This window comes from Streptomyces sp. NPDC018610 (genome assembly GCF_044391765.1).
In the GTDB taxonomy this organism is placed as follows: Bacteria; Actinomycetota; Actinomycetes; order Streptomycetales; family Streptomycetaceae; genus Streptomyces.
In genome coordinates this window covers 105,898-123,942 of the sequence record NZ_JBISAL010000011.1, presented here as the reverse complement: position 1 = coordinate 123,942, position 18,045 = coordinate 105,898, and the positions used below count along the sequence as shown (strand labels likewise).

Sequence of the window (18,045 nt, the reverse complement as noted above, 5' to 3'; positions counted from 1 at the left end):
GGGGTTCGACTCATGGCGGCGCCTCACCGCATCTTCGGGTCGAGCGCGTCGCGCAGGCCGTTGCCCAGCAGGATGAAGCCGAGCGCGGTGATGACGATCGCGAGGCTCGGGTAGGTCCACATGAAGTCCTTGACGCCCATGAAGTTGCGGCCCGCGGAGATCATGTTCCCCCACTCGGCGACCTCCGGGTCGACACCGACGCCCAGGTACGACAGCGAGGCCTCGGCCACGATCGCGATGCCGACGTTGCTGGTGCCGTACACCAGCACCGAGGTCAGCGAGTTGGGCAGGATGTGCTTGCGGATGATCCGGCCCTGGCCGGCGCCGAGCGCCTTGGCGGCGTGGACGTAGTCCATCTCACGCACCGACAGGACCTGGCTGCGCAGCAGTCGGGCGAAGGTCGCCCAGGTGAAGATGCCCAGCGAGAGCACGACGGGCAGCACGCCGCGGCCCATCAGCAGGATGATGACGATGGCGCCGATCAGCAGCGGGAAGGCGAAGAAGACGTCGGCGATACGCATGATCACCGTGTCGACCCAGCGGCCGTAGTAACCGGCCAGGGCGCCCAGCGTGACACCGATGACCAGGGCGACCAGGATCGAGGCCATACCCACGATCACCGCGATGCGGCTGCCGTAGATGAGGCGGGAGAGCTGGTCACGGCCGAGTGCGTCCGTGCCCAGCCAGTGCGCGCCGCCCGGGGACTGCAGGGTCTGGGTGAGGTCCTGCTTGAGCGGGTCGTGCGGCGCGAGAAGCGGGGCGAAGATCGCCACCAGGATGAGCACGGTGATGATCACCAGGCCCACCACGGCCAGCTTGTTGGCGAAGAAGCGGTGCCGGATGTCGGTCCACTGGCTCACCCTGGCGACGCTGGGTTCAGCGCCCGGGGCCGCCGGGACGGGACCGGCCGCCGTCGGCTCGCCCGTGCCCGAGACGAGTTCGGTCATTGTGTGACTCCTAGAGGGGAACGACCCTGCGGGTCAGGCAAGGCGGATACGCGGGTCGAGGGCGGCGTACAGCAGGTCGACGATGAGGTTCAGCACGACGAAGACCGCCACGCCGATCGTCACCACACCCACGATGATGGGGTTGTTGTTCTGCTGGATCGCCTGGATGAGCGCGAGACCGATGCCGTTCCAGTTGAAGATCGTCTCTGTGATGATCGCGCCGCCGAGCAGGCTGCCGAAGGAGATGCCCAGGTAGGTGATCACCGGGATGACCGAGTTCCGCAGGATGTGCCGGGTCAGGACCGTACGGCGCGGGAGGCCCTTGGCGACCGCCGTCTTGACGTAGTCGGCGCGCAGCACCTCCAGCATCGTGCTGCGGGCGAGCTGGGCGACGAGCGCCGCGTCGATGATGGCGAGGGTGAAGGCCGGCAGGACGATGCCCTCGAGACTGTCGCCCGCGATGAGCGGGAACCAGTCCAGCTCGATGACGAACACACGCTGCATGATCATGCCGAGCACGATCGAGGGAACACCGATGGCCAGGGTCGTGATGAAGGTCGCCGACACGTCCCAGATCGAATATCTGCGCATGGCGGCGAGGACACCGACCGAGATGCCGATGACGATGTCGATGACGATCGCCGCGACCGCCAGCTTGGCGGTGTTCTCCAGTTTCGGGCCGAGGATCTCGGTGACCGGCCGGCTCTGCGTGTAGTCCGTGCCGAGGTCACCGGTGACCAGCTTGCCGACGTAGTTGCCGTACTGGACGACCAGCGGCTTGTCGAGCCCGTACTGCTTGTGCAGCTGTTCGATGACCGCCGGGTCGCGCGCCTTGTCGCTACCGGCGATCTGGCCCACCGGGTCGCCGGGGAGCACGAACAGGCAGGCGAACAGAATCATCGTCGCGCCGAGCACGACGACGACCAACTGGCCCAGCCTGCGGACCACATACCTTCCCATGACTGCCTCTCTGCCTCGCTGCCTCTTCCACAGCAGCTCCCTCGCCCCGATCTGTGGGGGTGGGGTGGGGGCGGGAGCCGTGGATCACACCGCTCCCGACGGTCGTCGAGGGTCGTGGCCTCCGAGCGACTGCTCGGACACCACGACCCCCGGTTGCCTGGTTCCGCGCCTGGCGCGGCGACCTGTTACTTCAGGCGGATCTCAGCGAGGTTCGGGTCCTCGTGGAAGTCCATCTTCATGTCGGCGAACTTCTTGGTGTTGGCGAGACGCAGCTGGGTGCGGTTCCACAGCGGGATCAGGGCCATGTCGTCCAGGGCGACCTTCTCGGCCTGCTTGTAGATCGCGTTGCGGCCGGCCTGGTCCTCCGTGGCGCGGGCCTGGGAGAGCAGGTCGTCGAACTTCTTGTTGCTGTAGCGGCCGCGGTTGTCGCCGGTGACCTTGCCGGAGGAGTCCTTGTTGATGGACGCGGTGTCCAGCAGCGGGTACAGGAAGTTGTCCGGCGTCGGGTAGTCGGCGCCCCAGGCGAAGCGGTACGCGCCCGTGGCGTTCGGCTTCTGCTGGTCGGACAGCAGCTCGGCGAACGGCTTGCCGGTCGCCTTGACCTTCACGCCGAGGACGCTCTCGAGCTGCTGCTTGACGGCCTGGATCCACTCCTCGTGGCCGGCGCCGGTGTTGTAGCCGAGCTCGATCGTGGTGCCCGGCTTCAGGCCGCCTTCCTCGGCGAGCTGCTTGGCCTTGGCCTTGTCCTGCTTGACGCAGGAGGCGCACAGGTCCTTCTGGTACACGTCGGTGAAGACGGGCGGAAGGATCGTGGTCGACTTGGTCTGCATGTTCTGGAAGACGCCCTTGATGATGGCGTCGCGGTCGATCGCGTAGGACACCGCCTCGCGGGCCTTGGCGTTCTTCAGCGGACCGTTGTCGGTGATCGGGAGGAGGTAGTTCATACCGTTGGTGTCCTCGTCGATCCACTCACCCTGCGGCTCGTACTTGGCCTTGGCGGCCGGCAGCTGCGGGGTGGGCATGCGGGCCCAGTCGTACTGGCCCGACTCGAAGCCCTGGTACTCCAGCGTGACGCCGTTGGCGGAGTTCAGGATGTCGATCTGCACCTTGTCCAGGTGGGCCTTGGTCAGGCCGTAGTCGTCGTTGCGGACGAGCGTGATCGACTTGTTGTGCTCCCACTTGCCCTGCATCTTGAACGGGCCGTTGCCGATGGGGGCTTCGTTGTACGCCTTGTTCTTGGCGTCGCCCGCGACCTTCGGGACGGGGCTGAAGACCGTGTGCGTGGTCTTGATGTAGAACTCGAAGTCCGGGGCGGACAGCTTCACCTGGAGGGTGTACGGGTCCGGGGCGCTCAGACCGGTCATGGTCTTCGCCTTGCCGGACTGGGCGTCGGCGAAGCCCTCGATGCCGGCCATGTGGTAGGCGACGTCGGACGCGGCCGACTTCTGCACCACACGGTTCCAGCCGCGGATGAAGGACTCGGCGTCAACGGCCTCGCCGTTGGAGAACTTGGTGCCCTTCTTGATGGTGAAGGTCCAGGTCTTGCCGTCCTTGCTGACCTTCTTCGACGTGGCCAGCGCCGGGTTGACCTTGCCGTCGGCGGTCGGCTCGTACAGCCCCGTGAAGAGGTTGTCCGTGACCAGGGTGCCCTCGGACTCCTGGGCGTTGTAGGGGTCGATGGCAACCGGCTCCGTGATGCCCATCCGGAAGGTGCCACCGGCCTTGCCGGATCCCTTGCTGCCGCCATCGTCGTCGCCGCCTCCGCAGGCGGTCGCCGCCAGGGCTATGACGATCGCACCCGCGACCCACTTGGCGCTGCTGGCACCACGCATGGGTTCCTCCTCTGAGTCCTTATGTTCACCACAAGAGGGAACACGCGACATCCCGCGGACATGAAGAACGGGGAAGGTCAAGTGCACCCGCAACGCTCGTGAGTCGGCGCCTCCTGCAGCGCGTGACTCGTCGACCCGAGCTCTACGCGCCTAACTATCTGCCATCGCCTCACTGACAGACCACAGTCATTTGGTCTCGTTTCGATCACACCTGTCGTCTACTTCTTCCAAAATCCGGACAAACGGTTTCGCGAAAGATGCCTGCGAAACGGACTTGTTACACAAGTATCGGAGTCCGGTGTCCGGATAGCGGACAGACTGACGAGATATCAGTTGCGCTCGGCGACGGAGAGTGCATCCTCGACGTGGTGAGCAGGCAAACCGGGGCACACTCCGCCCGGAGGGCGCCCATATCCGGCCAACCGTACCGCCGCGCGGTGGCGTGCGCGCTCATACGTGGGGCTCACACCCGTTCCCTAGGGAAAACCCTCTATGCCCCTGTCTCCCCCACGCCCGTGATCGCCGCGGACACACCCGCGCGAGCACGGAAGGCTGCCCGCGCGCAGGGAGCGCGGGGGACGGGAGGAGCGCGGGAAAGGAGCGGACGGGCACGGCCCGTAAAAGGGGACGGGAAAGCACGGCGTGAAAGAGACGCTCCGCGTCCGCCGGCGGGGGCGGGGGGCGAGAGGGGTGCGCCGGTGCCGCCGGAGAGGGCCGGAAGATCGGGGCGGGGGCCCGCGCCGGGGGCGGAAGGCCTGGTCGGGGCGCGCGCGGACGGCACCGTGAGGCCACCCCGTACCATGGGGTGAGGCCGTGGCGTGTTCAGCCCGGCAGGGCGCGTGTACCGAGGACGTACGCGCAGCCGTCCGCACACTCCGGGAGTACGCCTCATTATGGCCACGCGCCACGACATTCGAAACGTAGCCATCGTCGCCCACGTCGACCACGGCAAGACGACCATCGTCGACGGGATGCTGAAGCAGGCCGGCGCCTTCGCCGCGCACCAGCTCGACTCGGTCGACGACCGCATGATGGACTCGAACGATCTGGAGCGTGAGAAGGGCATCACGATCCTCGCCAAGAACACGGCGGTGAAGTACCACCCCAAGGACGGCGGGGACCCGATCACGATCAACATCATCGACACCCCCGGCCACGCCGACTTCGGCGGCGAGGTCGAGCGCGGTCTGTCGATGGTCGACGGTGTCGTGCTGCTCGTCGACGCCTCCGAGGGCCCGCTGCCGCAGACCCGCTTCGTGCTGCGCAAGGCCCTCCAGGCCCGCCTCCCCGTCATCCTCTGCATCAACAAGACGGACCGTCCCGACGCCCGGATCGACGAGGTCGTCAACGAGACGTACGACCTCTTCCTCGACCTGGACGCCGACGAGGAGCAGATCGAGTTCCCGATCGTCTACGCCTGCGGCCGTGACGGTGTGGCCTCCCTCACCAAGCCGGACAACGGCACGGTGCCGGCCGACTCCGACAGCCTGGAGCCGTTCTTCTCCACGATCCTGGAGCACATCCCGGCCCCCACCTACGACGAGGAGCTGCCGCTCCAGGCCCACGTCACCAACCTCGACGCGGACAACTTCCTCGGCCGTATCGCGCTGCTGCGCGTGGAGCAGGGCGAGCTGCGCAAGGGCCAGACCGTCGCGTGGATCAAGCGCGACGGCTCCGTGCAGAACGTGCGCATCTCCGAGCTGATGATGACCGAGGCGCTCACCCGCAAGCCCGCCGAGAAGGCCGGCCCCGGTGACATCTGCGCCGTCGCCGGCATCCCGGACATCATGATCGGCGAGACGCTGGCCGACCCGGAGAACCCGGTCCCGCTGCCGCTGATCACGGTGGACGAGCCCGCGATCTCCATGGTCATCGGCACCAACACCTCTCCGCTGGTCGGCCGCGGCGGCTCCGGCAAGGGCGCCGACGCCAAGGCGGCGGTCAAGGACCGCAAGGTCACCGCCCGCCAGGTCAAGGACCGTCTGGACCGCGAGCTGATCGGCAACGTCTCGCTGCGCGTGCTGGAGACCGAGCGTCCCGACGCCTGGGAGGTCCAGGGCCGCGGTGAGCTGGCGCTGGCCATCCTGGTCGAGACCATGCGCCGGGAGGGCTACGAGCTGACCGTCGGCAAGCCGCAGGTGGTCACCAAGGAGATCGACGGCAAGGTCCACGAGCCGGTCGAGCGCATGACGGTCGACGTGCCCGAGGAGCACATGGGCGCGGTCACGCAGCTCATGGGCGTGCGCAAGGGCCGGATGGACAACATGTCCAACCACGGCTCGGGCTGGGTCCGCATGGAGTTCGTCGTGCCCTCCCGCGGTCTGATCGGCTTCCGCACCGAGTTCCTGACCCAGACCCGCGGCACCGGCATCGGCCACTCCATCCACGAGGGCCACGAGCCTTGGTTCGGCACCCTGCAGACCCGTAACAACGGCTCCCTGGTCGCCGACCGCGCCGGCACGGTCACCGCCTTCGCGATGACCAACCTCCAGGAGCGCGGCGTGCTCTTCGTGGAGCCGGGCACCGAGGTGTACGAGGGCATGATCGTCGGCGAGAACTCCCGCGCCGACGACATGGACGTCAACATCACCAAGGAGAAGAAGCTCACCAACATGCGGTCCTCGACCGCCGACGTGGCCGAGTCGATCGTCCCGCCGCGCAAGCTCTCCCTGGAGCAGTCCCTGGAGTTCTGCCGCGACGACGAGTGCGTCGAGGTGACCCCGGAGGCGGTCCGCATCCGCAAGGTGAACCTGGACGCCCGCGAGCGCGCCCGCGCCGCGAGCCGCGCCAAGCACGGCTGAGGCCGGGGCACGGCGGACGCCGTGCGCTGACACGCAGCCGCCGCTGTGACGAGAACGCCGCCCGTGAGGACTTCCTAGTCCTCACGGGCGGCGTTCTCGCGTCCGCGTCCCCCGCGGGGGCGCCCGCTTCGGCGACGGTTCTACCTCGGTGCCGGCTTCGCGCCCTTCTTCAGGAAGCCCATGTCCTCGTAGACCGGTGTCTGGAAGCCGAAGGCGCCCACGTTGGCCAGGCCCGCGCGGGTGGCGACGAGCTGGGGGCGCTGGTACAGGGGGATGGAGCCGGCCGTGGCCCAGATCCGGGCGTCGGCCTTGCGGATCAGGTCGCGCTCCTCGTCCTCGTCCAGGGTGGCGACGGCCTGGTCGAAGAGCTGGTCGATCCGGTCGGTGCCGACCCGCGTGTAGTTCTGCTGGACGTTGAGGGAGCCGTCGGCGGCCGGGACGGGCTTGGCGTAGACGGGGCGGGCGTCGGTGGCCGGATAGGCGGAGGAGGGCCAGGAGTACAGGGCGAGGTCGTACTGCCCGGAGGCGATGTGGTCGCGGAAGTAGCTGTCCTCCGAGACCTTGGTGATCTCCGTGGTGATGCCGACCTTCGCCAGCATGGCCGTGACCCGGTCGGCGACCTTGCGCAGCATGTCCGAGCCCGGGCCCGAGGGCAGGACGAAGCGGAGCGTGAGCGGCTTGCCGTCCTTGGCCAGCGGCCCGGTCATGGTGCCGGCCGGCGCGGCGGTGCCCTTGGGGGCGTACGCGCCGGGAGCGCCGCCCTGGGTGAGGTGCTCGCGCGCGTACTGCTTGCCGTCCTGGGCGAACCGCTGGGCTCCGCTGCCGTCCCCCGCGTGGTCGTGGGCGCTCTCCCGTCCGCCCGGCTTGTCCCGGTCGCTGCTCTCGGCGTGCCCCTTGCCGTCCCCGTTGTGCTCCACGTCGTCGTCGACGCCGACGATGTAGGTGCCGTCGCCGGCCGCGCTGTCCGGCCCGTCCTCGCCCTTGTCGCGTTCGGCGCCCGCCGCCTTGTCGCCCTTCTTCTGGTCCTTGACCGGTCCGCGCACCCAGCCGGCGTCCGTGAGCAGCGCCTGGGCCTGGGCGGCGTCCTGGCCGCCGAGCGCGTCGCTGTTGTCGGCGTAGGCGTCCTGGCCGGACAGGGCGAGGTGGCTGCCGACCGGGACGGCGGGCAGACCGAGCGGCTTCAGGACGAGGTCGGCGAGTTCCTGGCGGTTCAAGGCGTGCGCCACGGCGTGCCGGACGCGCTCGTCGGCGAGGGGGCCGCCGGCGCCGTTCAGGGCGAGCTGGGTGTAGACGGGCTCCAGCGACTTGCGGACCTGGATCCCGCGCAGTCCGTCCTGCTGATCGAGATAGGTGGTGAGCGTGCCGTGTCCCGCCTCCAGCGCACGGCGCTCCCGGTCGGCGGCCTTCTCGTCGGAGCCGTGGACCAGTGCCCACGAACGCAGCGCCTTGGCGGCGGTGCGCCCGCCGGCCGGTCCCTTGAACGGGGAGCTGCCCTGGGCTCCGGCGGCCTGGGTGATCCGGTCGGCGTCGCCCGGGTCGACGTCGGCCACGTCCACGGTGCCGTCGGCGAGGGCGGCGGCCCGCTTGTCGCGCGGCACCTCGTGCAGCACGATCTCGGACAGCTTGGCCGGGTGGCCCCACCAGCGCGGGTTGCGGGCGAGGACGACGTCCTTCTCCTCGGTGTCGATCTTCTGCACGGTGAACGGGCCGGCGCTGACCTTGAGCTTCTTGCGGGCGCCGTCGTTGAAGGAGTTCGCGGTGCCGGTGACGTCCTTGGGGTACAGCGGGGAGAACAGCGACTTCCAGTCGGCGTAGGGGCGGGCGAAGGTGACGCGCACCTCCAGGTCGTTCGCGCCGCGCTCGACCTTCTCGATGCGGTCGTAGCCGGCGTTGCGCGCGGTCCAGTACGCGGAGTCCTTGCCGGACAGGGCCCGCCACTGGGCGGCGAAGTCGGCCGCGCCGATCTCGCGGCCGTCGCTCCAGACGGCCTGCTGGTTGAGCCGGTAGACGACGACCTGCTTGGGCTCGGTCTCCACCACCCGGGCGGAGTCGAGGTAGTCGGCGTCGCGCTGCGGCCGGCCCTCGGCGTCGATGCGGAACATGGCGGGCAGGACGGCCTGGGCGATACGGGTGGTGCCGGCGTCGGCGTCCGCCTGGAAGGTGTTCAGCGTCTGCGGCATCGCGTCCACGGCCCAGCGCAGCGTGCCTCCGTCGCCGATCTGTTCCCGCTTGGCGGACGCGATGTCCTGCGCGGCGAGCGGCTTGCTGCCCTCGTCGTCGGAGCCGCAGCCGGCCAGCAGGGGCACGGCGAGGGCGCCCGCGGTCAGGAAGGCGACCGAGCGGATGACCGCCCGTGGTCCGACACCGTCGTACGACATCCGTGCTACCTCCGAGGACCCGCTCCCCCGCCGGTGGACTTGGGTGGGTTTCGTTCACGTTTGGCGGTATTTTGCTGCTGATCAGATCTACGCAGTTCACGGCCCACTGAAGAGGAAAGGGTTCGCCGCCCGGGGGCGACACGGCGGCGGGGAGCCGCAAGGTCACCCGTGCGGAGCAATGCGGGGCGCACGGGAGGGGCGCGCGGGAAGAACGCGCGCGCCGCCTCGGCCCTCGGGGGCGGCGGGGTGCGGGGGCCGGGCAGGGCGGGCGGGGCGGGCTCGGACCCGCCCGGCGCGCACCGGACGGCCCGTGCGGGGCGAGCTCGGATTCGCCCGGCGCGCACCGGACGGCCCGTCACACAGATCGCGGGTCGCGCGCGGATCACGAGGACCGCGGGGACCACGGAGTTCGCGGAGTTCGCGGAGTTCGCGGAGTTCGCGGAGTTCGCGGAGTTCGCGGAGTTCGCGGGGAGCCCCGTGGATCAGGAGGCGGAGTCGGCGGGGGCCGGCCGGTGGATGCGGGCGGCGGGGCGCCGGGCCAGTGTCTGGACGCCCAGGCTCGCCATGAACACGCACCAGCCCACGAGCGGCAGCACGTCGAACCTCGCGGGGAGCACCCCGAGGAACAGCCACAGGGCGGCGCCGGCCGCGCCGATCAGCTGGCCGTACCCCCACAGCCTCGGCCGGGCGATGCGCCGTCGGGCCGGCCGCGGCACCCAGCCGGTCGTGACCCCGAGGACGCCGGACACCGCCATCAGGGCCACAGCCGACACGGCCAGGGCCACCAGGAACATGTGCATGACGAGCAGGATGCCAGATCGGCTTCCAGGGGCCTACCGGTGCACCCAGTCGTCTCGGTACGCGCTCCAGTCGTCCTCGGTGGCCGCGAAGTCGACGTACAGGGCGACCCCGAACCGGGCACGCCGGGCGTCGGTGCGGGACAGGCCGAGGCGGACGCCCCGGACGGCGGCCGGGACGGTCTCGGCGTGCGCCCAGTGGCCGAACCGGTTCTCGTGGTAGAAGGGCAGGCCCATCAGCAAGTGGGTGCCGGGCGGGGTGACCTCCAGGGCGAGCGAGGTCTGCTGGGCGACGTAACCGCCGTACAGGCTCTGCAGCGGCTGCATGGTGTCGTAGGACATCACGGCGATCTGGTCGACGCGGCGGGCGACCTGGCCGAAGTACGCCTGCGACCACCACTTGGGGTGGTTGGTGAGCGTGCCCCACAGGGAGTGGAACCCCGGCAGCGGGTCGATCTGGTGCGCGGCGACGGACAGGAGGGCGCCCTGCCCGCGGGTGACGGTGCGCAGGTCGTCGAGGAGGGCGAGGTAGTCCTGGTCGCCGGAGTGCAGCGGCTCCAGGTCGAAGTGGACGCCGTCGAAGCCGGCGGCCAGCACGTCGCGGGCGGAGTCCACCACGGCCGCCCGCGTCCGCGCCCGCTCCAGGTGGAGCCCGTCCGGGCTCTCGGTGGCGAGCGTGTCACCCAGCCAGGCCTGCACCCGCACCCCGGGCAGCGCCCGGTGCACGGCGGGTATCAGCCAACTCGCCTTGCTGTAGTCCGACTTCGGAAGCGTACCGTCGTGCTCCAGCGGGCCCGAGTGCACATACAGGTCCCGGATGCCGGTCCCGCGCAGCCGCTCGGCCAGGGCGGTCATGTCGGCGTCCTTCTTCCGCCCGTCCACCCAGGCGTGCCCCAGCCAGATCGCGTCCTGTCCCCTCGTGTACGTCCCGTCGGCCGGGTCGCCCGCGTAGTTGACGCGGAGCGCGGTCTCGGCGGCGAGCAGGGGGAGCACCAGCACGAGGACGACCGCCAGAATCCCCCACCGCAACCACCGAAACCGCCGCCTCCGGGGCGCGGGATCCGCCGGACCGGCCGGTTCCGCCTCCGCCTCCGGAGCCGGTTCCGCGTCCGGGGCCGACTCCCGCGCCGGTTCCCCGTCCCGGGCGGACTTCGGGGCCGAATCCGGATCTCGGGCCGACCCCGTCTCCCTATCGGTGGCCGGCTCCGGGGCCGGGGCCGGTTCCGCGTCGGGGACCGGCGTCGGGCCGGGAGCGGGGGCGGGCCCGGCGGCAGGGGCCGGCTCCGCATCAGGGGCGGCGGCCGGTCGTCCGCCCGAAGCCGGACCGGGATCCGAGGCCGGACCGGGATCCGAGGCCGGATCAGGTTCCGGGTCCAGACCGGCTTCCGAGGCCGAATCGGGTTCCGCGGCCGGACCGGGACCGGGCTCCGGGGCCGGGCCGGAACCGGGCCCCGGAGGCGGACCGGAGCCGGGCCCCGGGGTCCGTTCAGGCGGGGTCGGTCCTCCGTGTGTCCTGCGTTCCATCCCGGTGTTCCCTTCCGCGTTGCCGTGTCCCGCCCGCCCCACCACTGACGCAGCACCGGTCGCGTGCCCGACCGGGCGGTCATACGCTCCCGAATGTGACGTCATCCCCGCCCCGGACGGCCCGGCAGCGGCGCGCGGTCCCGCACTGGTCCGTGCGGGTGACGTGCGCCGTGCTGGGCGGCACGGCGGGGTTCGTGTGGCCGACGCTCCCGTTGATGACGATCACCGACGGCACCGCGGTTGCAGCCGCCGCCGTCCCCCGGGCCGGCCCGGCCACCAGGGCCGCCGCACCGCCGCAGGACGAGACGTCGGGCGCCGACCTCGTCCTGCCGCTCGTCGCGGTGGGCGCGGCGGGCGTGCTCGCCGGTTACGGGTACGTGCGCCGCACCCGCCGGGCGAGGACCCGTACCACCCCGGGCGGCGGGCCGGCCCCGCCGCCCGAGCCCGCTCCGGACACCGCGCTCGACGAGCGGGCACGGGCCTCGCTCGTCCTGGCCGACGACTGCGTACGCGCCTCCCGCGAGGAACTCGGCTTCGTCGAGGCCGGTCTCGGCGCCACGGCCGCGGCCCCGTACGCGCGGGTCCTGCGGCAGGCGGAGGCGGAGCTGGCCGCGGCCTTCGCCCTGCGCCGCCGCTACGACCACGGTCTCCCCGGAGACCCGGCGGCCCGGCGGCAGGCGCTGGCCGGCATGACCGGGCGGTGCGAGGAGACGGGTCGGCTGCTGGACGCGGCGGCCGGCGGGTTCGACACGCTGCGCGGCCTGGACCGGGACGTGCGTGAGGCGCTGGAGGTGGCGGAGGCGCGTTTTCGCGAGCTGGCCGGCCGGACGACGGCGGCCGAGACGCTGCTGAGCGGCCTCGCCCGGCGGTACGCCCCCTCCGCCTCGGAGCACGCCACCGGCCACGCGGAACAGGCCAAGGACCGGCTGGTGTTCGCCACGGTCCGCCTGAACCAGGCACGCCAGTCGGCCGACTCGGGCGGGACGCCCGCCGCCGCACTCCATCTGCGCGCCGCCGAGGGCGCGGTGGCGCAGGCGGCCGTGTTCCTCGACGGCGTCGAGCGGCTCGCCGCCGGGCTGGACGAGGCCGCCGCGCTATTGCCCGCCGCGCTCACCGGGGCGGAGACGGAGCGGGGAGGGGCGCGGGACCAGGTCTTGGACGCGCCGGCCGGCGAGGTGCGCGCACGGCTCCTGCACGCCGACGCGGTACTGGCCTCCGTGCGCGGGGAGCTGACCGCACGGCGACCCCACGACCCGGTGGACGCCCTGCGCCGCGTCGTCCGGGCGGCGGCGCCGCTCGCCGCGGGACGCACCGGTGTGCTGTCCGCCGCCGCCCTGCTCGTCGCCCGCGGCACCGTTACCGCCGCGGCCGGCTTCGTCACCACGCACCGGGGCGCGGTGGGCGCCGCGGCCCGCACCCTGCTCGCCGAGGCGGAGCGCCTCCTCGCCTCTGCCTCCCCCACCGACCACCTGCACGCCGATTCCCTCGCCCGGGAGGCCCGGGAACTCGCCGAGCAGGACGTCCGCGCCCGCGGGAACCCGTACGCCGAGGCCGACGCCCTGGTGAGCGGTACCGCCGGGGCCGTGCTCGGCGGCGTCCTGCTCCCCGTCGGCCTGCCCGCCGGCGTCCCGGTGGGCTTCGGCGGACCCCGCACCCGGGCACGTCGCGCCGCCCCCGCCCCCTGAGGCCGCCCCGGGCGTGGCAGCCGCCGGGTCAGAACAGGCTCAGCAGCGCCTCCGCCGGGTCCATCAGGCCGCTCCCGCCGTCGGGCAGCGGCAGTTCGAACCAGACGGTCTTGCCGCGCGGGGTGCGGCGGGAGCCCCAGGCGGCGCTGAGCAGGCCGACGAGCTGGAGGCCCCGGCCGCCTTCGTCGGTGTCGCGGGCGCGGCGGCGGCGCGGCTGCACCAGGCCGGAGTCCCACACCTCGCAGACCAGGGTGCGGTCGAGCAGCAGCCGGAGCCTGATCTCGCCCTCGCCGTAGCGCAGGGCGTTAGTGACGAGTTCGCTGACGAGCAGTTCGGTGGTGTCGACCAGCGGTTCCAGGTCCCAGGCGAGCAGCTGGGAGCGGGCGTACTCGCGGGCGCGGCCGACACTGCGCGGCTCACGCGGCAGCGTCCAGTCGCCGACGGACTCGGCGGGCAGCCCCTGCACCCGGGCCATCAGCAGCGCGATGTCGTCCTCGCCGTGGTGGCTGCCGAGGGTGTTGAGGACGTGGTCGCACACGTCCTCCAGGGGCCGGTTCTGGTCGGCGAGCGCCCCGACGAACGCCTGCAGCCCCTCGTCCAGGGGGTGGTCGCGGGACTCGACCAGGCCGTCGGTGTAGAGGGCGAGCAGCGCTCCCTCGGGGAGTTCGACCTCCACCTCCTCGAAGGGCTCGCCGCCGACGCCGAGCGGCATGCCGGGCGGCACGTCCAGCATGAGCGCGGACTCGCCGGGTTCCACCAGCACCGGCGGGAGGTGGCCGGCGTTGGCGAACGTACACCTGCGGGTGACGGAGTCGTAGACGGCGTAGATGCAGGTGGCGAGGTAGACCTCGGAGAGGTCGGCCTCGCGGGGGCGACGGGCCGCCCGGGTGGCCTGCTGGACACCCCCGGGCGCGCCGAGGCCGCGGGCGATCTCGTCCAACTGGGACAGCACTTCGGCCGGTTCGAGGTCGAGCAGGGCCAGCGTGCGCACGGCGGTGCGCAGTTCACCCATGGCCACGGCGGCGCGCAGACCGCGGCCCATGACGTCGCCGACGACCAGCGCGGTGCGGTGGCCGGGCAGTTCGATGACGTCGAACCAGTCGCCGCCGACCTCGCTGGGCCGGCCGGTGGCCGCGTTGCCGGGCAGGTAGCGGCAGGCGATGTCGAGTCCGGAGGCCTCCGGGTCGCCGGGCGGCAGCAGGGACCGTTGCAGTATCAACGCCCGTTCGTGCTCGCGCCGGTAGAGGCGGGCGTTGTCGATGCAGACGGCCGCGCGTGCGGCGAGTTCCACGGCGAGGTCGCGGTCGCGGTCGCCGAACGGTTCGCTGCCCTTGGCCCGCGCGAACTGCGCCAGTCCTACGACGGTGTCGTGGGCGACCATCGGCACGGCCAGCGTGGACTGCACGAGGCCGCCCTCCTCGCCGGGCACGAGCTGCGGGCGGGCGGTGCGCAGGGCGTCGGCGCAGCGGGAGTTGAAGGCGAAATGGTGGACGGCGCCGACCTCGACGTGCGCGCCGGAGCCGGGGAAGGGCGCTCCGGAGACGGCGCTGGCGAAGGCGACGCGGCGCAGTTCGGCGCTGCCGTCGGCGAGTCCGGGCGGGGGCTCGTCGCCGGCCAGCAGGCCCTGGTAGAGGTCGACGGTGGCGAGGTCGCAGAAGCCGGGGACCACGACGTCGAGCAGTTCGCGGGCGGTGGTCTCCAGGTCCAGGGAGTTGCCGATGCGGGCGCCGGCCTCGTTGAGCAGGGCGAGGTTGCGGCGGGCGGCAGCGGCCTCGCGGGCGGCCGCGCGGCGGGCGGTGACGTCGGTGCCGAGCCAGGCGATGCCGATGGGCCGGCCGCTGCCGCTGTGCACGCGGTAGAGGTTGATGGACCAGTGGCGGCGTTCGTCGGAGCCGGGCACGAAGCCGGTGACGTGCATGTCCGTGATGGACTCGCCGTTGCGCAGGACCCGGCGCAGGATGGCCGTGACCCGTTCGGCCTCGGCACGGGGCAGGTAGTCGTGCACGCTCTTGCCGCGGTGGTCGTCGGGGGCGCCGCCGAAGATGGAGGCGAACCGCTGGTTGGCGCGGCGGATCCTGAGGTCGGGGTCCAGGAGCAGGAAACCGAAAGGGGATTGGCCGAAAATCGCCTGCGAGGCGGCGAGGTCGGTCTCGATGCTGCGCAGGGTGCGGACGTCGACGACGATGCAGACGGCGGCCTTGTCGCCCTCGACGGTGCGGGTCGGCATGACGTACACCTCGGCGAGTCCGCGCACGACGCGCGGGCCGGGGCCCACGCGGTCACGGCCCGTTCCGGTGCGGTCGAGGCCCGTCGTAGCGCGGTCGAGGCCGGTTCCGGCGGCGTCGAGGGCCGTTTTGGTGCGGTCGTGGCCGGCTCCGGCGCGGCCGTGGTCCGGTGCGCCGTCGCCGTGTTCGCGGTCCTCCGGGGCCGGCAGGCGGAAGGGGACCACGCCGGTCCACTCCCGGCCGTCGAGGATCTCGGCCATCTTGCGCTGACCCTGCGCCCGCAGGTCGGAGTCGATGAACGCCTCGATGGGATCCATGCCGACGGCACGCTCGGCGGAGATGCCGAACAACTGCTCGGCGCGCAGGCTCCACTGGTCGACGAGGCCGTCGGGCCCGATGGAGAAGGACGCGACCTTGATGTAGTCGTAGATGGAGCCGGGCGGATTGCTCTGCCACATCGCGTCCACGGGCGGCGCCCCGTCGGCGACACCGCCGCCCGTGGACCCCGTCCTCGCGCCGTCCGACGGGTCCTCGGACTCCGTGGCCTTCGCTGGTATCTCGCTCACGCGAACCGTCCCCTCCAGCTCACCGCATCCGGCACCGGTCACCGGGGGCGGCTGCCCGCAGTATCCAGCACTACGGCGCCGCGCGACACGGTGTTCACGATCACAGGACCATCCCGATGTGTTTCGGTCCGGCCTGCGACAACACACCAGTCTTCTAACCAGGCGACACCCCGTCGAATCCCTCGACGGCCAACCGTCGTCGCCGACCGTCACCGACGGCGGTCACGGAAGGCCGTCACGGGCAAGGTCGGCCACCGACCGGTCGCGGACGACCACGGCGCGGGCGGCAACGGTCACCACGGACCGTCACGTACGGCCGCCGCGTACGGCGGGCACCGCCAGTTCGAACCAGACCGTCTTGCCGGCCGCGGCCGGCCGGGTGCCCCAGCGGCGGGAGGAGGACGCGACCAGCTGCAGACCGCGTCCGCTCTCGTCGTCGGGGTGGGCGGCGCGTTCGCGGGGCGGATCCGGGAGCGGGTCGGAGACCTCGACCAGGAGCACGTCCGGCAGGCCCGCGGGCCGGACCAGGCGAAGGCCGATGGGGCCGGTGGCGTGCCGCAGGGAGTTGGTGACCAGTTCGCTCACCAGCAGGGCGGCGGTGTCGCCGACGCTGTCCAGCTCCCAGGTGCGCAACTGGCCGCGGACGGCGGCACGCGCCGTGCGCACCGCGCCGGGATCCGCGGGAAAGGTCCACTCGGCGCAGTCGCCTTCGGTGTCGATCACGCCGATCACTTCCCAGGCCAACGAGCCCATCACGTCCTGTTTCATACGATTAATGGGCCCATACCCGATATTCACCTCGTAGTACCGTCCCCCGCCGTCTCTCCCGCCTGCGACTGTCCCGGTGTGCTGCGAACGGCGCACAGCGGTGCGGCGACCACGGGCGCGGCAGGGGAAGCGCCGGCCTGGCACGGGGAGCGCGGGGCCGCCGCGGGTACGGCGCGGTACGGCGGAGCCCTCGGCGACGTGGCGGGGCCCGTTGGCGTCGTGTCGGTGAGGAGGGCTCAGGCCTCGTCGGCCGCGGCCGCGGGCAGGTGGGCGAGGGCGGCCCGCACCGCGGGGACGTCCTGGTCCAGCCAGGGGACGGTCCAGATCTCGGCCGGCGTCAGCCAGCGCAGCTCGTCGTGGTCCTGGAGCGGCTTCGGGGCGGCGGAGCCCGGGCGCAGACGCGCGGTCCACACCCGGAGTTCGTAGGGCGGTCGCAGCGGCCAGCTGCCCGGGACCGGCTCGGCGGCCTCGGCGTCGACGCCGAGTTCCTCGCGCAGTTCGCGGACGAGCGCGGCCTCGGGCCGCTCGCCGGGCTCGACCTTGCCGCCGGGCAGCTCCCAGCGGCCGGCCAGCTCCGGGGGCGCGCTGCGGCGCGCGGCGAGCAGGCGGCCGTCGTCGATCAGGGCGGCGCCCACCACCACGGTCCGTTCGGTCATGCGCCGGAGCCTACGGCAGCCCGCCGGGCATCGGCGAAGCCGGTCACCGCGGCCGGGCAGAGGCCGGTCGCCGCGGGGGGCGGGCGCCGGTCACCGCGGCGGGCGGGCGCCGGTCACCGCGGCCGGGCAGAGGCCGGTCGCCGCGGGGGGCGGGCGCCGGTCACCGCGGCGGGCGGGCGCCGGTCACCGCGGCGGGCGGGCGCCGGTCACCGCGGCGGGCGGGCGCCGGTCACAGCGACGGGCGGGCGCCGGTCGCCGCGGGGCCGCGGCCGGGCGGTCGGCCGACCGGCCGCGCGTCAGCCGGTGTCGCCCGCCTCGCCGGCGTTCCGCCCGACGCGCTCGACCCAATACAGCTGTTTGTGGCCGCGGCTGTCCAGGCTGTCGGCGATCTTCTCGGCCTCGGCACGGGTGGCGTACCTGCCCACGCGGTAGCGATTGCCGTTGTCGTCCTCCCGGACGACGAGCCAGGGAAGAGTGATCGTGCTGTCGTTCATCCCGCCCCACTGCTCCTTCCCGCCCCCGCGCGCCTTTTCGCGCCGGAGCCAGCGCCCGCGACCGGCGTCCGCCCCCTCTGTCGCGCCCCGTACGCCGAGGAAACCGCAGTCCGCATATGCCCGAGCCTACGCCCAACCTTTACGCAGCGAATACGGCTTTTCACAAAGAGGTAGGCAACCGGCCAGCACGCGGGGGCGCGCGCAGGCGAACGCGCCGCCCCTGGCGTGGGGGTGCGCCATCGGACGCGGACCACCGAGGACAGGGGCGACCTGCGAGAACGGCCGGAATCCAGCGGCCCGGGGACACGGCCTCGGGCGGCGGCGCGCGGGCGCCGGCGCCCGAGGGCGCGCACCAGCGCGCGGACCGTGCCGACGGTGATGATCCGCGCCCGCCGTGGACCGCTCCGCGCGC

General features: G+C 72.3%; 12 protein-coding genes. 2 read left to right on the top strand and 10 right to left on the bottom strand.

Going from position 1 to position 18,045, the window contains the following annotated elements; translation table 11 throughout:
* Positions 1 to 23: 23 nt before the first annotated feature.
* From ACH5A8_RS26985 to ACH5A8_RS26975, 3 genes are all read right to left on the bottom strand, one after another.
* On the bottom strand, positions 24 to 947 hold the full coding sequence (locus tag ACH5A8_RS26985) for an ABC transporter permease (protein ID WP_399006148.1): 924 nt from the start codon (positions 945 to 947) through the stop codon (positions 24 to 26).
* A 33-nt stretch (positions 948 to 980) separates the two neighbouring features.
* Entirely contained in the window at positions 981 to 1,907 is a 927-nt protein-coding gene (locus tag ACH5A8_RS26980; protein ID WP_399006146.1) for an ABC transporter permease, read from the bottom strand.
* 185 nt (positions 1,908 to 2,092) lie between these two features.
* On the bottom strand, positions 2,093 to 3,739 hold the full coding sequence (locus ACH5A8_RS26975) for an ABC transporter substrate-binding protein (RefSeq protein WP_399006144.1): 1,647 nt from the start codon (positions 3,737 to 3,739) through the stop codon (positions 2,093 to 2,095).
* Between the two features lie 893 nt (positions 3,740 to 4,632).
* Here ACH5A8_RS26975 and typA point away from each other — a divergent pair.
* Positions 4,633 to 6,540 carry a translational GTPase TypA gene (gene typA / locus ACH5A8_RS26970; protein WP_399006142.1) on the top strand — a complete coding sequence of 636 codons (1,908 nt, stop codon included), beginning with the start codon at positions 4,633 to 4,635 and terminating at the stop codon, positions 6,538 to 6,540.
* A gap of 140 nt (positions 6,541 to 6,680) precedes the next feature.
* Here the strand turns inward: typA and ACH5A8_RS26965 are convergent, their stop codons facing one another.
* The 3 genes from ACH5A8_RS26965 to ACH5A8_RS26955 form a co-directional block, all read right to left on the bottom strand.
* Complete coding sequence (locus ACH5A8_RS26965) at positions 6,681 to 8,918, bottom strand: ABC transporter family substrate-binding protein (RefSeq protein ID WP_399006141.1); 2,238 nt, start codon at positions 8,916 to 8,918, stop codon at positions 6,681 to 6,683.
* Between the two features lie 482 nt (positions 8,919 to 9,400).
* Positions 9,401 to 9,718, bottom strand: a complete 318-nt coding sequence (locus ACH5A8_RS26960; RefSeq protein WP_399006139.1) for a hypothetical protein — start codon at positions 9,716 to 9,718, stop codon at positions 9,401 to 9,403.
* A 33-nt stretch (positions 9,719 to 9,751) separates the two neighbouring features.
* The gene (locus ACH5A8_RS26955) at positions 9,752 to 11,092 is read right to left on the bottom strand and encodes a glycoside hydrolase family 18 protein (RefSeq protein ID WP_399006576.1); all 1,341 of its coding nucleotides are present in this window, start codon (positions 11,090 to 11,092) and stop codon (positions 9,752 to 9,754) included.
* 362 nt (positions 11,093 to 11,454) lie between these two features.
* Between ACH5A8_RS26955 and ACH5A8_RS26950 the strand changes: the two genes are divergently transcribed.
* On the top strand, positions 11,455 to 12,924 hold the full coding sequence (locus ACH5A8_RS26950) for a hypothetical protein (RefSeq protein WP_399006574.1): 1,470 nt from the start codon (positions 11,455 to 11,457) through the stop codon (positions 12,922 to 12,924).
* Positions 12,925 to 12,952: 28 nt separating this feature from the next.
* Here ACH5A8_RS26950 and ACH5A8_RS26945 read toward each other — a convergent pair whose 3' ends face one another.
* From ACH5A8_RS26945 to ACH5A8_RS26930, 4 genes are all read right to left on the bottom strand, one after another.
* Positions 12,953 to 15,715, bottom strand: coding sequence for a SpoIIE family protein phosphatase (locus ACH5A8_RS26945; RefSeq protein WP_399006137.1), 2,763 nt, complete (start codon positions 15,713 to 15,715; stop codon positions 12,953 to 12,955).
* A gap of 306 nt (positions 15,716 to 16,021) precedes the next feature.
* A complete protein-coding gene (locus tag ACH5A8_RS26940; RefSeq protein WP_399006572.1) occupies positions 16,022 to 16,468 on the bottom strand; it encodes an ATP-binding protein in 447 nt (148 codons plus the stop codon).
* A gap of 251 nt (positions 16,469 to 16,719) precedes the next feature.
* Positions 16,720 to 17,139: a (deoxy)nucleoside triphosphate pyrophosphohydrolase gene (locus ACH5A8_RS26935; protein WP_399006136.1), complete on the bottom strand. Its 420-nt coding sequence runs from the start codon at positions 17,137 to 17,139 to the stop codon at positions 16,720 to 16,722.
* Between the two features lie 296 nt (positions 17,140 to 17,435).
* Positions 17,436 to 17,633, bottom strand: coding sequence for an SPOR domain-containing protein (locus tag ACH5A8_RS26930; protein ID WP_399006134.1), 198 nt, complete (start codon positions 17,631 to 17,633; stop codon positions 17,436 to 17,438).
* Between the last annotated feature and the right edge of the window lie 412 nt (positions 17,634 to 18,045).

What these genes read in the sequence shown, in the direction of transcription:
- typA (WP_399006142.1), top strand. Translation starts at nt 4,633, where the DNA reads ATGGCCACGCGCCACGACATTCGAAACGTAGCCATCGTCGCCCACGTC.
- ACH5A8_RS26960 (WP_399006139.1), bottom strand. Translation starts at nt 9,718, where the DNA reads ATGCACATGTTCCTGGTGGCCCTGGCCGTGTCGGCTGTGGCCCTGATG.
- ACH5A8_RS26950 (WP_399006574.1), top strand. Translation starts at nt 11,455, where the DNA reads ATGACGATCACCGACGGCACCGCGGTTGCAGCCGCCGCCGTCCCCCGG.
- ACH5A8_RS26940 (WP_399006572.1), bottom strand. Translation starts at nt 16,468, where the DNA reads ATGGGCTCGTTGGCCTGGGAAGTGATCGGCGTGATCGACACCGAAGGC.
- ACH5A8_RS26975 (WP_399006144.1), bottom strand. Translation starts at nt 3,739, where the DNA reads ATGCGTGGTGCCAGCAGCGCCAAGTGGGTCGCGGGTGCGATCGTCATA.
- ACH5A8_RS26980 (WP_399006146.1), bottom strand. Translation starts at nt 1,907, where the DNA reads ATGGGAAGGTATGTGGTCCGCAGGCTGGGCCAGTTGGTCGTCGTCGTG.
- ACH5A8_RS26985 (WP_399006148.1), bottom strand. Translation starts at nt 947, where the DNA reads ATGACCGAACTCGTCTCGGGCACGGGCGAGCCGACGGCGGCCGGTCCC.
- ACH5A8_RS26935 (WP_399006136.1), bottom strand. Translation starts at nt 17,139, where the DNA reads ATGACCGAACGGACCGTGGTGGTGGGCGCCGCCCTGATCGACGACGGC.
- ACH5A8_RS26965 (WP_399006141.1), bottom strand. Translation starts at nt 8,918, where the DNA reads ATGTCGTACGACGGTGTCGGACCACGGGCGGTCATCCGCTCGGTCGCC.
- ACH5A8_RS26930 (WP_399006134.1), bottom strand. Translation starts at nt 17,633, where the DNA reads ATGAACGACAGCACGATCACTCTTCCCTGGCTCGTCGTCCGGGAGGAC.